Here is a 14,732-nt window from a genome sequence, read left to right as displayed (position 1 = left end):
CACGTCGATTGCGTTCTAACCCTCGGGTAGTCAAGCGCAAAGTTCTTAGAGTGGGCGGCCAAACGTCTTCATCACCATCACTGGCCTCAACCCGAGCATCCATCGCAGATCTGTGTACTGGTGCTTAGCTGAACGGTATTGGGGTTAGCCCATCGTTCTCACAACCCATCATGGATGTCAGCTCTCGACCGGGCCGGTGGCGCTTTCCTTACCAGGATCGATGACGGGCTGGCAGTGGCAACCCTTCCTCTTGACTTTGCTTGTCTTCCCAATACGAGACAGGGCCAAGCATTCGCACTGGACTGTCAAGACCGTCAGCAATAGCTATTCTGCTAAATGTTTCCGATCAGCAAACCGAATCCATGAGATGGGTTTACACGCCGTACTGGGCTTCGTAGACTTTAAGTTGGATGCTCGTCGATCGAAGGCATCCGTCATCGAAGGGCATACCGTTGGATTACACGCATAGACAGAGAAGGGTATGGCCGCGGTTCACGAGTATGGGCTGGACGGTGATCGCCGTTGGCGCCTCAGCCTCTGTCGCGACCTTTGCTCTCTCTGGCCAAGGTGCCTTTGCGACTCCGGCAAGCGCGTTTGTCAGTTCATCGGTCGGTGTCAGTCTCACCAACGGGACGCTGCGGGCAACAAACCTGCTTCCCGGCATACCGACCAACACGATTCCCTTCACACTGACCAATACCGGCACTGCGTCGGAAGACTTCGATCTCCAATTCACCGGCGTCACCGATACGCTTGCTCGCTTTAGCGACCTCGGTCAGCTCGAATTTTTGGTGACCACCTCTAAGGGGACGATCACCTACCATCTCGATCCCAACGCGTCCAACAGTCTTGATCCGTCCTCGTCGCTCACCTTGTCATCACTGAAAAGTATCACCCTGCCCATTGCGACTGGCGTCGCTCCAAACCAGCGGGTATCCATACCCGTTGCGGTCGAGTTAGCCAACGGAGAGGGTTTTGGCAACGCTTGGAATGGCCAATCGGCGACGATCAGTTATCGGATCGTCGCCAGCCAGAGCGCACCAGCACCTACTCGCCGACCCTCCACTACGCCGCTCGGCGTGATACCCCCGACAACGCTCCCGGTAGTTGGCCATGCCCCGACGACTAGCCGCGTCCCGGTCTCTCGCGACTCATCGACCACTCCCCGGGTCACCGCGCCGGTCTCTACATCTCACAACTCGGCACCAGCGCCCGTACGACTCGTCACCGGTCCACCCCAATCACCACGCAGTAGCAATTGGGAGATGGTGGTCGGTGGGGGCCTTCTAGGGCTAGGCATCGCAGGTATCAGCGTCCTCGAGACCAATCGACGCCGTAGGGCCCTCGCGTCGAACCCATAACTCCGCCCCATCACCACGGAACCTAGCAGTGTCATGGGCTCCGGTATTGACATGAGAGAAGGGCGAATCACCGGGAGCCACTACCCCGTCATGCTTCGGCGATCCCGCGAAGTGTGGCCACAAGCACACCAGCGGCCATGCTCTATAGTGAGCATGGAAGATCAGTCACTCTTTTTGGTGGCTATCCTCTTGTGCGTCTGTGTCAAAGACACGGCTTGCCAGGATGTCAGGCGGCTCTATCGTCATGAGATCCACTCGAGTAACCAGCGCACCGCGTCGTTCAAAGAGCCGGTTGGCCTGGCGCAGACGAGTCCGATCGAGGGCATTGCGCACACTTCTTGCGTTGGCAAAGTTGGGCTGGGCCATCCGAAGTTCAAGATATCGCCGAAAGACTCCTTCGGCTTCGTCGGAGAGCCGATACTGCTGGGCTGCAAGCATAAGCTTGCCAATCGCGACCAGCTCATCGAGGGAGTAATCAGGAAAATCGATATGATGGGCGATCCGTGACGACATCCCAGGGTTCGAGCTAAAGAAGGTATCCATGCGGTCCTTGTACCCCGCCAAGATCACCACGAGATCGTTACGCTGGTTCTCCATCACCTGCAGGAGTATCTCAATCGACTCGGCGCCATAATCTCGCTCGTTCTCGGGCTTGAATAGGTAGTACGCCTCATCGATGAAGAGCACACCCCCCATAGCTCGTTTGAGGACCTCCTTGGTCTTTGGAGCAGTGTGTCCGATATATTGGCCAACCAGGTCATCGCGGGTGACCGCCACAAGCTGGCCTTGGCGAACGTAGCCAAGTTTGGCCAACAGTTCAGCCATGCGCATCGCCACCGTTGTTTTTCCAGTGCCTGGGTTACCGGTGAAACTCATGTGCAGACTGGGATTACCCCCCGCGAGATCAAGCTGCGCTCGCGCACGATCGACAAGGAGCAGCGCAGCGATCTCACGAATACGGGTCTTGACCGGTCGAAGACCGACAAGCTCCGCATCGAGTTCGTCGAGCGTCTCCTGGATCTTCGTCTCGAGAAACAGGGCTCCAAGATCTACACCATCGGACATGGCCCCGCCCCCCTCCTGGTCACCCATGATGCGTGACCAGCTGCGTTAGGCACCTCATGGAGCCATTGCTGTTCAATAGCGTTCCCCGGGCGGCTGCTCCGTGGCATAGCTATGCGTGGTGTAGGTGATGTGGCGACCCTCGCCCTCCTGGCGAACAAGCCCGAACCCAGGCTCTTCCTCCGGTCGATTGACCAGATAGGACATCCGGGGCGCCTCCCACCCTCTCGTTGAATCAAAGGCAGTCACCCGAATATAGCGGTTCGGATACGCCCGACGACACTCGTTGATCTCATAGAGAATGGCCGCCGGATCGCGCAGGTCAAACATCGGCATGCCCCACATATCCCAGTAGGTATTGCGCGGATGTGGGTCATCGGTGAACTCGATGCCGAGCGCCCAATCGTGATCGAGAGCCCAACGAATCTGGGCGGAGATCTGCTCGTCGGTCAGTGGTGGCAGAAATGAAAATTGGCCCTGGGTGAGATGCATGAAAGTCTCCTCTTTCTGGTGTTAGTAGGTTTCGCTGACGGTAGGAACAAAGTCAGGGGTATCGGTGGAGGCATAGTTGAAAGTGATGTCACGCCAGGTATCGAGTGCACCTTGCAGCGCCGGCGACGACTTTGCCGCCTGGTTGAGAATCTCCGGCCCTTTGTTCCAGATATCTTGGCCCTCATTGCGCGCAAGCACCATCGCCTCGAGCGCGACCCTATTCGCCGTGGCGCCTGCCGCGATGCCCATCGGGTGACCGATGGTACCGCCACCGAACTGCAAGATCACATCGTCACCCAGATAGGTGAGGAGCTGATGCATTTGCCCGGCGTGGATGCCCCCTGAAGCAACGGGCAACACCTTGCGAAGACCCGCCCAATCCTGGTCGAAGAAGATCCCCTTGGGAAGATCGACCGGGTTGTGCGACTCGCGAAGAACGTTATAGATACCTTGCACGGTGTTGGGATCTCCCTCGAGTTTACCGACCACGGTACCAGCGTGGATGTGATCGACTCCTGCGAGTCGCATCCACTTTGCGATCACACGGAAAGAGATCCCGTGATTCTTCTGGCGGGTGTAGGTGCCATGACCTGCGCGGTGGAGGTGAAGAACCATATCGTTCTTCCGTGCCCACTTGGACATGGATTGGATCGCAGTATACCCAATCACCAGGTCGATCATGACCACGACCGATCCGAGCTCCTTGGCAAACTCGGCACGCTCGTACATATCCTCCATCGTCGCTGCCGTGACATTGAGATAGTGACCCTTGACCTCACCGCTGGTACTCTGGGCCTTGTTCACCGCCTCCATGCAGTACAGGAATCGATCGCGCCAATGCATAAAGGGCTGAGAGTTGATGTTCTCGTCATCCTTGGTGAAATCAAGACCACCACGCAACGCCTCGTAGACCACTCTGCCATAGTTGCGCCCCGAGAGTCCTAGTTTGGGCTTGACAGTCGCTCCAAGCAACGGGCGACCGAACTTATCCAATCGCTCACGCTCGACCACGATGCCGGTCGGAGGACCATCAAAGGTCTTGACATAGGCGACCGGAATCCGCATATCCTCAAGGCGAAGCGCCTTCACGGCCTTGAAGCCAAAGACGTTACCGATGATCGAGGCAGTAAGGTTCGCGATCGAGCCCGGCTCAAAAAGATCAAGATGATAGGCGATATAGGCGAAGAACTGGTCCTCTTGACCTGGTACCGGATCCACACGATAGGCCTTGGCACGATAGAGATCGGCCGCGGTCAGACGGTCGGTCCAGACCACGGTCCAGGTCGCGGTCGAGGACTCGCCAGCGACGGCGGCAGCCGCCTCCTCCGGATCGACGCCGGGTTGAGGGGTGATGCGAAAGAGCGCGATGATATCGGTCTCGCTTGGGACATAATCGCCATCCCAATACCCCATCTGCTTGTAGGGAATGACGCCCGCCTTGTAGCGGTCCTCTCCAGTTAGCTCTGACACCTTTGCAACTCCTCACGATCCGTGGACATGGGATCACAGTAGCGATAACGTCCAAACGATAGTTCATTCAATACCTTGGAATAAACCGCAGATAGTTAACCTAAACATTAACTATTATCATCATGATGACCAATACACAACTCAAAACCCTGCTGGCGGTGGCCGACACCGGATCCGTCATTGGAGCGAGCCGACGGCTCTTCGTCAGTTCGGCCGCCGTCTCCTCGACCTTGGCGGCTCTATCGCGCGAGGTGGGCACAGACCTGACCCAGCGCGTTGGACGCGGACTCACCCTCACCCCGGCAGGCAGCGTCCTCGCCGGGTATGCCGCAACCCTCCTCGGTGCCATGGAGGAGGCGATAGTGCGCAGCCGAGAAGCCAGCCGTCCCGATGCACCAACGCTGAGGATCGGGGCCGTTGCCACCGTTGGAGAGGAGCTCCTCCCACGGTGGCTCCAGGGTTACCTCGAGTTGGTGCCACACGCGACCATCAACCTCGAGGTCGCCAACAAGACGAGTCTCTTCGAACTCCTCAACGACCATCGAGTCGATCTGGTCATCTCAGGGAGGCCAACCCAGAGTGAATTCGTGCGTGTCATCGCCACCCGAGCCCATGAACTTGCCCTGATCGCCAATGAACGACGAGCCACCGAATGGTTCGGCGGTTCACTCTCACCCACCGCCCAACAGATCGGGGAGCACACCTGGCTCGTTCGTGAGCCAGGTTCAGGGACACGCGCCTCAGCCGAAGAACTCCTGGGTGAACTCGCGATCAGCCCAGCGACTCTCTCGGTTGGATCGAACCTTGCCATGAAGCGGCTCGTGGAGCTCGGTCTTGGCATTGCCGTGATCTCAACTGAGTCAGTGGCCAAGGAGTTAGCCGCTGGCGAACTCGTCTCTTTGACCGTAGAGCCCTTTCCTCAACGTCGAACCTGGTGTCTTGCCGTCCGTACTGGCGAGGCGCTTGTTGGCAGTATCGAGCATTTTGCCAACTATCTAGGGTCCATGGGTGAGGTGGAGTTCACCCCGGCACCCCACGCTTTGGGTGAGAAGGTTCACGGATCGCAGCGCCTAGGTTGAGACCAACACACGTGGGGAGGACCGATGTCAAGGGAACTGATCGAACACGCTGGGGCCATGGTAGCGTACCCGAAGGGGATCCTCGCCGCCGACGAGAGTAGCCCCACCCTCACCAAACGCTTTGTCGCTCACGGGCTTGAATCAACCGAGTCAACTCGCCGAGACTGGCGTGAAACCCTTTTTAGCTCGCCTGGGCTCGGAGAATACGTCTCCGGTGTCATTCTCTACGATGAAACCTTCCATCAGACAACGGCCAACGGCCTCTCCTTTCCCGACTTCTTGGTTGAGCACGGCATGCTTCCAGGGATTAAGGTTGATACCGGCGCAAAGCCACTGGCGGGAAGCGATGGAGAACTGGTGACTGAGGGACTAGACAACCTCGGCCCTCGTCTCGCCGACTACTATGCGAGAGGGGCTCGTTTTGCCAAATGGCGTGCGGTACTCCAAATCGACCAGGCGAAGCCAAGCGCGATCTGCATCCGGGCCAATGCACACGCCCTGGCTCGCTACGCCAAACTCTGTCAAGAGTCAGGCATCGTCCCAATCGTCGAACCCGAGATCCTCATGGAGGGTGATCATGACCTCGCGACCACCCGACGAGTTGCCGGAACGGTACTCTCGGCCGTCTTTGACCAGCTCCGTTCCTTTGAGGTGCTACTCCCGGGCATGGTGCTCAAACCATCGATGGTCACCCCAGGCAACACCGGTCCAACGGTAAGTGCCAGGGAGATCGGGGAGGCCTCAGTCGAGTGCTATCGTGACGTCGTGCCGGCCTCCGTTGCGGGGATTGCGCTCCTCTCCGGTGGGCAGTCCGATGACATGGCAACAGCAAATCTGGCTGCCATGAACGAGATCGAGGCACTACCATGGCCAATCACCTTCTCCTTTGGACGCGCTCTCCAAGATACGCCAATGAAGGTCTGGGCGAGTTCTGGGCAGGATCGCCAACGCACCCAGGCAAGTCTGATGGACCGTGTTACCACCACCGCCTCCGTTCTGCGGCCCCGACACCTGGTGAATGTCTGACGTTGAACCCGGTAACATAACTCGCGTTGGATGCTTATCAGCATCTCGTGCTGGTGTTCCAACCTGATCAGCGTCTCGCGCTGATGCTGCATAGTAACTTCCGATTGAAGGGGGACTCGTGCTCCGAGACCGAGCACACCCGCGTCGATCGATCGAAGCTGACGAGTAAGCTTTGGCCAGCGTCACACAGAGTGGGGAGTAGCGCCATGACGAACACGACTGGAGCCATCCAACCAACAGACGAGGGACACCTCCACCCCAGAAAGGCTTGCGGGCAGCATCACCTCACTATTCAGTTACACTCACTCGCAGATGAGCACAAGGATGATCGGGCGCTCACGCCGACAAACGAGAGACAGCGCCGCATGTCACATCGACTCCCATCACTTGCCAGAGGAGCGCATCCCTGGTGAAGACGATTCAATTGATGCTGGTCGATGACCATGAGGTGATCATCGACGGAGTCCGTGCGATGTTGCGCACGCACGTCGACGAGGTGGAGGTCGTCTCCGCCGTAAAGACCGTTGAAGACGCGCTCGAACTACTCGCCACCCCACCGCTACCCGACATAGTCCTCACCGACGCACGACTGAAGACGAGCTCTGGATTTGAACTCCTCGACCAGATCACCGCGCGAGCAATCGAGGTTCCAGTCGTCTTCTACACCGCCTACGACGACGAGGCCTATCTCTTTCGAGCTCTTCGGGCTGGCGCGAGGGGATACCTACTCAAGCAGGCCACCGGAGCTGAACTTGTGGGACTCCTACGAAGAGTCGTCGATGGCGAGGTCACGATCGATCCCTCCATCGCCGGTAGGGTGGCACTCCTCGCCGCTCGTCTTCAGCTCGGCGAGTTCTGGCCAGGGGCGCATCTTGGGCTCACCCATCGAGAGAGTGAAATTCTCGAACTCATCGTCAAGGGGATGTCAACAAAATCGATCGCTCAGAGTCTCTTCCTCGGGGAGGAGACGGTCAAGAGTCACCTCTCCTCGATCTATCGTAAATTGAAGGTCAAGTCAAGAGCCGAGGCGGTTGCCGTGGCTCTGCGGGACGTGACGTTCCGATGAATACCGATACCGCCAAGATCCTTTGTCCTACCAACGAAGCTCGTGCCACCGATGAATACTGAACCCGAAGAACTCACGCTATATCGAGAACTTGCCCAGGTGCTTGCGGAGACCCTCGAACTCGATCAACTGGCTGCGAAGACAGCAGCACTCGTGGTCGATGCGGTCGGTGCAAGCGTCTGCTTTGTGCACCTCGTGGACCCCGAGCTCATGCGTCTTGAACTCGTCGGTGCTACTCCACCCTTTGACTCTTACCGTCACCAAGTATGGCTCGGGCTCGGGGATGGCATCGCTGGCTGGGTGGCCCAAACCGGCCAAGTCGCGGTCGTTCCCGATAAGTGGACCGATCACCGCTACCGCTACCTCCCCGAGCTCCAAGGAGAGCTCTTCCGGATACTGATCTCGGTGCCAATGATCCACGCAAGTGGGAATGTTGTCGGGGTTCTGAACGTCCACTGGCAGCACGAGGACGTCGATCTTCTCCATCAACAACAGGTACTCACCACCGTCGCGAGTTTTCTCGCCGGCGCATTCGAACACACACTCCTTGTGGCAAAGCTCGGAGCCCACGAGCGCGCCTTAGAGGGCTTTGCCCAACAGCTCATCGAAGCCCAGGAGGCGGAACGTCGCCGCCTCCAGCTCGAGCTCCACGACGGGGTCCTCCAACAGGTTCACGCCGCCTACTATCGCCTTGAGGCGGTAAAGGCCTCACCTGGTCTTGATGAACATGAGGCACGCGATGTCTGTGTCGCCTCTGATCTGCTCAAAGCGAGCACCCAGGCAATGCGACGGCTGATCCAGGACACGCCACGTCAGGCACTCGACGAATTTGGATTCGCCGAGGCGATCGAGACGCTTGCCAACTCCTATCCCGACTTCGCCGTCGTGATCGAGGATCGAACCGACGACACCGCCCTTACCCTTGGCCCCGAACGTGCGCTCGCCGTGCTACGCATTATGCAAGAGGCGATCAACAACGCCTGGAAACACTCAGGGGTAACCACCTGCGAGCTCCGGCTCGCCTCAATCGCTGGCGACCTGGTGGTCGTCGTGCGGGATCGTGGGGACGGCTTTGACACGACGACTCATGTCGGCGGCTTTGGCCTCGGTGGCATGCGAGAGCGGGCTCGGATCATCGGAGGGCGCCTCGAGCTCTTCTCTACGCTTGGTGAGGGAACCCTGGTGCGCCTCTTGGTGCCTATCGCCACCAATGCCGTCCAGTAAGCACTATTGAGGCGACTGAGCAAAATAGACATGCACGACTAATGAACCACCCGTAGGTCCGAGATGGTGCCGCCTCTCCAAGCGCGTGCTGCTGCGAAGCAATCGCAGGAACTCGCCTAAGGTGATGGAGCGAGGAACGCCACTAGTAGGGCAGCCTTAGCGAGCGCCCTCACCCCCATTCTCACCCATGTTGGGGAGAAGATCAACCAACGCACCAACTAGGTTGTCATGAACGCTCAGCAACCAAGGGGAGGTGCAGAACGAGATGATACCTCATCACTTGTCCACCTGCCGATGCGCAAGATCTTCTTCGAATTTCCCAACATTACGACATGGCAAGGACCGGGGCGCCGTGAACATCTCCCTAGCGGGCGTCAGATCGGACAAAAGCGGTCCTCGCGCCGGGCATCATGCCCATGCCATGACAAAAGAGCACACCTCCTTGTCGGCCATGACACCGTGTCCCTCAATTTTCGCAACCTATTCCGCGGATCTTGCCCCCTGTGAGACTCCGCATCAGTTACACGATAGGGGCGCTCGTGCACTCATCCCAAGGATCAGCCAGGTACAACCGGGTTCCCAACGGGTAGGTCGCGTACTCCAGTCTTCATTCCATTGGGATCAGCACCGCGTGGTGACAAGGACTTTCATTAGGAGAAGCACGACAGGACGATGACTCATACAATGCACCTTCACCTCCCAGACCCTTGCAAAGGAGCCAGCTCATGAATCCGATCGACGAACGTTGCGTCACGACCGTACGGATGCTCTCTATCGACCAAGTTGAGGCGGCAAACTCCGGCCACCCAGGGCTACCCCTTGGGCTCGCACCTGTCGCCTACACGCTCTTTGCACGACTGATGAACTTTGATCCGACAGATCCCACTTGGCCCAATCGAGATCGTTTCATCCTCTCCGCCGGCCATGGCTCCGCGCTTCTCTACTCGCTGCTCCATCTCTTCGGATACAATCTGTCCATCGAGGAGTTGTGTCGCTTTCGCCAAATCGCGTCAAAAACCCCTGGTCATCCTGAGTACGGACATACTCCGGGCGTGGAGACCACCACCGGACCGCTGGGACAGGGACTGGCCACGGCGGTGGGCATGGCCATCGGTGAGGCAAAACTGCGGCACGAGACGGATGACTCTCCCATCGACCACTACACCTTCGTCCTCGCCTCTGATGGCGACCTGATGGAGGGCCTCAGCCATGAGGCCGCATCGCTCGCTGGCATGCTCGGCTTGGGTCATCTCATTGTGGGTTATGACTCCAATGACATCACCATCGATGGCCCACGACATCAGTCCTGTACTGACGATCCAGTCGCCCGCTTTGAAAGCTACGGCTGGCAGGTCCTCACGATTATGGACCCTGAGGACCTCGATGAGATCGAGCAGACCTACCGCGAGGCGATGGCTGACCAAGCTCGCCCAAGCCTGATCATCGTCCCAACCATCATCGGCAAAGGCGCGCCGACCAAACAGGGGACCTCAAAGGCTCATGGCGCACCGCTCGGCGCTGAGGAGCTTGCAGCGACAAAGGCCGCCTACGGCTGGCCCGCTGAGCCGACCTTCTGGGTTCCCAAGGATGTGCGCCAACACGTGGCAAGCATCGTCGTCGACAAGCAAGCCCAAGGTAGCGCATGGCGCCAACAGCACAAGGCCTGGAGGCACACTGCCAACACCCAGGCTCAATCGTCCCAGAACCCTCCCCTACCAACGGCACCACTGGCCACCAGGGCGGCTTCGGCACTGTTTCTGAAGTCAATCGCAAACGGTCCAGACGCGGCGCCTGGGTTGATCGGTGGATCAGCCGACCTTGGGGAGTCAACCGGGCTCAATGTTGGGCTCAAAGCGATTACCCCCGATGACTTCTCGGGCTCAGCGATCCACTTTGGAATCCGCGAGCATGCGATGGCTGCCATCGCCAACGGTCTGGCTCTCTACGGCTTTACCCCCTATGTCTCGACCTTTCTCGTCTTCTCTGACTACCTGCGACCCTCATTGCGTCTCAGTGCTCTCATGGGGCTTGGGGTGATCTATCTCTTCTCACACGACTCATTTGCCGTGGGAGAGGATGGGCCAACCCATCAGCCGATCGAACAACTCGAAGCACTCCGCATCATCCCCAATACGACGGTGCTCCGCCCCGCCGATGCCTTTGAGACCTTTGCCAGTTGGGACCTCGCGCTAGCACAGCGAGACCGACCAACGATCCTTGCCCTTACCCGTCAGCCGCTTCCCCAAATCCCGACGGCTGAGGACTCGGACTGGCTCGCCAACACCGGAGCTCGCATCGTCTACGGTGATCCTCGAACCTCTCCTGAGGTCGTCCTCGTCGCCTCTGGCTCAGAGGTTGCGCTCGCTATTGCAGCAGCCAAGATCCTCAAAGACGAAGATGACGTCGATGCACGAGTTGTCTCAGTGCCCTGGCGGGAACGGTTCTTAGCGATCGATCCACGTGAGCGGGATGCCTTTGCGCCAACCGGCACCCCCCGACTTGTTCTTGAGGCAAGTGTTGGTACCGGTTGGCATGAGTTCTTGAGTCCTGGTGATCGCCTCTACAACGTACGGGACTTCGGCATCTCGGCCCCAATGGCCGAGGTCGCTGCCCACTTCGGTTTTACCCCAACTGAGGTTGCCGATGCCGCCCTGGACCTCGTCGTCGACTCCTACCGCCTGGGACATCCCTCACATCTCGTCTCCGACCTCCTTCGCGCGACCGAGGCTGCGGCCTGTGCCACGCTCAACGAGATCGGCCTCGGGGATAAGAATCGCGCCGATGCCGCCGCCGTCTCGGCCATGCGTGAGGAACTCGGCAGACTCCCCGTCTCTGCTACCGTGATCGTGGGTGAGGGTGAGAAGGACGATGCCCCCATGCTCTACGTCGGAGAGCAGCTCGGTACCGGCACCATCGACATCGATCTCGCGATCGACCCGTTGGAGGGAACCAACTTTGCGGCCACCGGTCGAGAGGGTGCGATCTCGGTCATCGCCGCAGCCCCCGGGGGAGGATTCACCCCACTACCCGGCTACTACCTGGAAAAACTCATCGTTGGCGAGCGAGCTGCTGGGGTCATCGATATCTCGCGTCCGCTGCTTGAAAACGTGAAGAATGTGGCGAGTCGTCTTGGACTCGGCATCGGCGAGACCACTGTCGTCATCCTGGCTAAACCGCGTCATGAGACGATGATCGCTAACCTCCGGAGTCACGGAGTACCTGTCATCGAAATACCCGATGGTGACGTCATGGCAAGCCTGCGGGTATTGCGCGGTGATCCAGGGTCGGTGATGTTATGGGGTATCGGGGGCACCCCCGAAGGAGTCATCTCTGCTGCGGCGACCCTCGCCCTCTCGGGGCAGATGCAGAGCCGATTTGCGCCCCAAAGCGAGGCAGAAGCGGCCATCGTCAAGGCTGTCTATCCGGAGTATGACACCATGCAATTCGAGGCGAGCGACCTCGCTCATGCGGGATCGATCGTCGTCGCCACATCGGCAACAGGAGCGCATCCTCTCGCCCCGCCCAAAGCCGTTGGAGACCTCACTGAACTCGAGAGTCTCTGGATTCAAGAGGGGCGCTACGGTATCATCCGCCGCCTGGTTCCCTAGACAGAGCTACAACCACCAACATCATCATCATCGAGAGGTTTACGAAGAAAGGAAGGGCATATGCCCCATCGAATCGCAGCGATCCAGAAACTCCTGGCGACCCAGCCTCACCCTGAACGTGTAGCACTGCTCGCAATCGCGGGGGATTCAGCCTCCGGCAAAACGACTCTGACCAAGGGGCTCGTCCAGGCTATCGGCGAGCACCGTATCTCTTCATTCTGCACCGATGACTACCATCGGTATGATCGCGTGGAGCGCAAGAGTCTTCCCTTCACCCCGCTCAACCCAGAGTGCAACTTTCTTGAGATCATGGAACAGCACCTCCAGCTCCTGACCCTCGGTCAGCCCATCCTCAAACCTAAGTATCATCATACAGACGGTACCCTCGGTCGACCCGAACTCTTCACCCCTCGCGAGATCGTCATCGTCGAGGGGCTATTTCCGCTCTGGTCACGTCTGTCAAGAGCTACCTTCGACGTCACCGCCTATCTTGACCCGCCCGAACCGATACGACGCGAGTGGAAGATTCAGCGCGACGTCTCCAAACGTGGTTACACCGAGGAACAGGTCCTTGCTGACCTTGACAAACGTGAACCCGAGTCAGAGAAGTTCATCCGGCCCCAACGGGCGCACGCAGACATCGTCATCTCCTTCGCACCGGTCGAAGGCCGAAAGGAACTCAGCGCAACCATCCTCCTACGGCCAACGGTGCCACACCCAGATCTTCATGACATTCTGACCCCAGCCACTCGAGAGGCCGCCCACATCAAACTCATTCGCGACCAAGACGGGAAACCGGTGGATGCACTCCACGTCCATGGGCACGCTCCGGTATCCGCCAGCCGACTCGTCGAGGAGAAGCTTTGGGAAAAGATCGGGCTCGACGGAGAGATCCCCGAGAGCCTCGGGCGGATCAGCTCCACCGAACGATCAGCACCCTTAGCGGTGGCGCAGTTGATCCTGTTGCATCATATGATCCATACCTGAGATCTCACATTATACGATCACACAGAAGAGGTGATCGCCGACAATGAAGTGGTTATAGGCAACGACGATCACGACGCTGCTCTTACCATACTTCACGTCTCAGCGTCCATTCCCATGATGGCTTGTCAGGATGGCAGCCTCCGGCTGGCGGCATAGGTTTCGACCGGGCCCAAGGATGCCTTCCGAATCAATCAACCCACGGGCCAGCGGGTTTTGGCAGGGACGAATGGTTTCCATACAAGGCCGTTTCTCCTTCGTCAGCAAGCCATAAACCAAACGATCCTGGATAACTCCTTCTGCCCGCCGACTGACCTCGCATGACGGACCACCATGCGCCGTGAGGAATAGTAAATCTGCTATGGTCGTGGCCATGCCATCACCATAGCGTAATTGACGGGTAATGCAATGAATTTCGGGGGTCTGTTGGTCGCTTCACCCTGGGAGGAGCAAGTGGCGAAACCGGTACCCGAAACCTAACAAGGAGGAAAAATGGGATATCGGGATCATATAGTCGCCAAACTCAGTGCACTCGCAGTGGCGGGAGGAACAACCGCAATGCTCTTTGCCGCAACGCCGGTACACACGCAGTTTAGCGCAACAACGAACGGAAGTCTGAACGCATCTGGGGCTACCGTCTCTCAGACACTCACAGACGGAAACCTTGTCGCCAGTGAACTCGTCCCATCTGCGGCGGGTACTACTGCGGCGGGTACTACTACGGCGGGGGGTTACACCTGGACCAATCCAGAGACGGTAACACTCGACAATACTGGCTCCGTATCCGAAGACTTCACCCTCAACATTTCAAGCGTGTTCGATAGGGCCTTTGCTGGCAACCAACAAGCTCTCGAACAATTGTGGGTAGAGTACACGGTAGGTGGCACTACGTACTACTACCAAATATTCTCGGGGAACAACCTACCGAGTAACCAGGCAACTGAATCTTCCACCGGATACACGCTCGGTAAGCCCGTAACATTCGCCCTCGGAACGGTTCCGTCACAAACCATAACTACTGCCACGGTCGCGTTTGCGTTGGCCCCCTATACAGCTGGGTCTGGAGAGGGAGGAGCCAATGCGTGGAATGGGGCTCACATCGATATTCCCTACACCATCACGGCAGAGCCATCAAAGCAAAGCGCCCAGCCCCAAGGCGAGACACCCAAATTGACGGCGGGCGGAAGCTCGACGGGTGCACCCTAACCTGCATTTATAAATACCGTCGCTAAAAGTGTCCCGATCAAGATTTGTCATACGCTTGATTGGGGCACTGCGCAGGTTTACGATCGCGCACGGCAAAGGAGTGATCTGCCCCACTTAGCGATAACAAGAACAAGATAAGAAGGACTACGAATGG

The 14,732-nt window shown here is 58.3% G+C and carries 11 protein-coding genes; 8 read left to right on the top strand and 3 right to left on the bottom strand.

The annotated features are described in order from the left end of the window. Positions 1–500 precede the first annotated feature (500 nt). Positions 501–1,361: a hypothetical protein gene (locus tag M7439_RS00750; RefSeq protein ID WP_298347460.1), complete on the top strand. Its 861-nt coding sequence runs from the start codon at positions 501–503 to the stop codon at positions 1,359–1,361. Positions 1,362–1,526: 165 nt separating this feature from the next. Here M7439_RS00750 and cbbX read toward each other — a convergent pair whose 3' ends face one another. The 3 genes from cbbX to M7439_RS00735 form a co-directional block, all read right to left on the bottom strand. Continuing rightward, positions 1,527–2,426, bottom strand: a complete 900-nt coding sequence (gene cbbX, locus M7439_RS00745; RefSeq protein ID WP_298347459.1) for a CbbX protein — start codon at positions 2,424–2,426, stop codon at positions 1,527–1,529. A gap of 72 nt (positions 2,427–2,498) precedes the next feature. Then, the gene (locus M7439_RS00740; protein ID WP_298347458.1) at positions 2,499–2,915 is read right to left on the bottom strand and encodes a ribulose bisphosphate carboxylase small subunit; all 417 of its coding nucleotides are present in this window, start codon (positions 2,913–2,915) and stop codon (positions 2,499–2,501) included. A 21-nt stretch (positions 2,916–2,936) separates the two neighbouring features. After that, entirely contained in the window at positions 2,937–4,385 is a 1,449-nt protein-coding gene (locus M7439_RS00735; protein WP_298347457.1) for a form I ribulose bisphosphate carboxylase large subunit, read from the bottom strand. Positions 4,386–4,507: 122 nt separating this feature from the next. Here M7439_RS00735 and M7439_RS00730 point away from each other — a divergent pair, with 122 nt between their 5' ends. The 7 genes from M7439_RS00730 (at position 4,508) to M7439_RS00700 (ending at position 14,578) form a co-directional block, all read left to right on the top strand. Continuing rightward, positions 4,508–5,464 (top strand): LysR family transcriptional regulator, encoded by a 957-nt coding sequence (locus M7439_RS00730; RefSeq protein WP_298347456.1) that lies wholly within the window; start codon positions 4,508–4,510, stop codon positions 5,462–5,464. Positions 5,465–5,488: 24 nt separating this feature from the next. Then, the gene (locus tag M7439_RS00725) at positions 5,489–6,490 is read left to right on the top strand and encodes a class I fructose-bisphosphate aldolase (protein ID WP_298347455.1); all 1,002 of its coding nucleotides are present in this window, start codon (positions 5,489–5,491) and stop codon (positions 6,488–6,490) included. A 409-nt stretch (positions 6,491–6,899) separates the two neighbouring features. Then, complete coding sequence (locus M7439_RS00720; protein WP_298347454.1) at positions 6,900–7,556, top strand: response regulator transcription factor; 657 nt, start codon at positions 6,900–6,902, stop codon at positions 7,554–7,556. 51 nt (positions 7,557–7,607) lie between these two features. Continuing rightward, positions 7,608–8,780, top strand: a complete 1,173-nt coding sequence (locus M7439_RS00715) for a GAF domain-containing protein (protein ID WP_298347453.1) — start codon at positions 7,608–7,610, stop codon at positions 8,778–8,780. A gap of 725 nt (positions 8,781–9,505) precedes the next feature. After that, the gene (tkt, locus tag M7439_RS00710; RefSeq protein ID WP_298347452.1) at positions 9,506–12,388 is read left to right on the top strand and encodes a transketolase; all 2,883 of its coding nucleotides are present in this window, start codon (positions 9,506–9,508) and stop codon (positions 12,386–12,388) included. A 60-nt stretch (positions 12,389–12,448) separates the two neighbouring features. Next, on the top strand, positions 12,449–13,375 hold the full coding sequence (locus M7439_RS00705; RefSeq protein ID WP_298347451.1) for a phosphoribulokinase: 927 nt from the start codon (positions 12,449–12,451) through the stop codon (positions 13,373–13,375). 489 nt (positions 13,376–13,864) lie between these two features. Next, on the top strand, positions 13,865–14,578 hold the full coding sequence (locus M7439_RS00700; protein ID WP_298347450.1) for a hypothetical protein: 714 nt from the start codon (positions 13,865–13,867) through the stop codon (positions 14,576–14,578). Positions 14,579–14,732: the final 154 nt, after the last annotated feature.

The sequence above is a fragment of the Ferrimicrobium sp. genome (assembly GCF_027319265.1).
In the GTDB taxonomy this organism is placed as follows: domain Bacteria; phylum Actinomycetota; class Acidimicrobiia; order Acidimicrobiales; family Acidimicrobiaceae; genus Ferrimicrobium.
The sequence above is the reverse complement of the archived record's forward strand: the minus strand, read 5'-3'. Positions and strand labels throughout refer to the sequence as shown.

Coding starts and splice junctions, on each gene's coding strand:
- tkt (WP_298347452.1), top strand. CDS start 9,506: ATGAATCCGATCGACGAACGTTGCGTCACGACCGTACGGATGCTCTCT.
- cbbX (WP_298347459.1), bottom strand. CDS start 2,426: ATGTCCGATGGTGTAGATCTTGGAGCCCTGTTTCTCGAGACGAAGATC.
- M7439_RS00725 (WP_298347455.1), top strand. CDS start 5,489: ATGTCAAGGGAACTGATCGAACACGCTGGGGCCATGGTAGCGTACCCG.
- M7439_RS00730 (WP_298347456.1), top strand. CDS start 4,508: ATGATGACCAATACACAACTCAAAACCCTGCTGGCGGTGGCCGACACC.
- M7439_RS00705 (WP_298347451.1), top strand. CDS start 12,449: ATGCCCCATCGAATCGCAGCGATCCAGAAACTCCTGGCGACCCAGCCT.
- M7439_RS00715 (WP_298347453.1), top strand. CDS start 7,608: ATGAATACTGAACCCGAAGAACTCACGCTATATCGAGAACTTGCCCAG.
- M7439_RS00700 (WP_298347450.1), top strand. CDS start 13,865: ATGGGATATCGGGATCATATAGTCGCCAAACTCAGTGCACTCGCAGTG.
- M7439_RS00740 (WP_298347458.1), bottom strand. CDS start 2,915: ATGCATCTCACCCAGGGCCAATTTTCATTTCTGCCACCACTGACCGAC.
- M7439_RS00750 (WP_298347460.1), top strand. CDS start 501: ATGGGCTGGACGGTGATCGCCGTTGGCGCCTCAGCCTCTGTCGCGACC.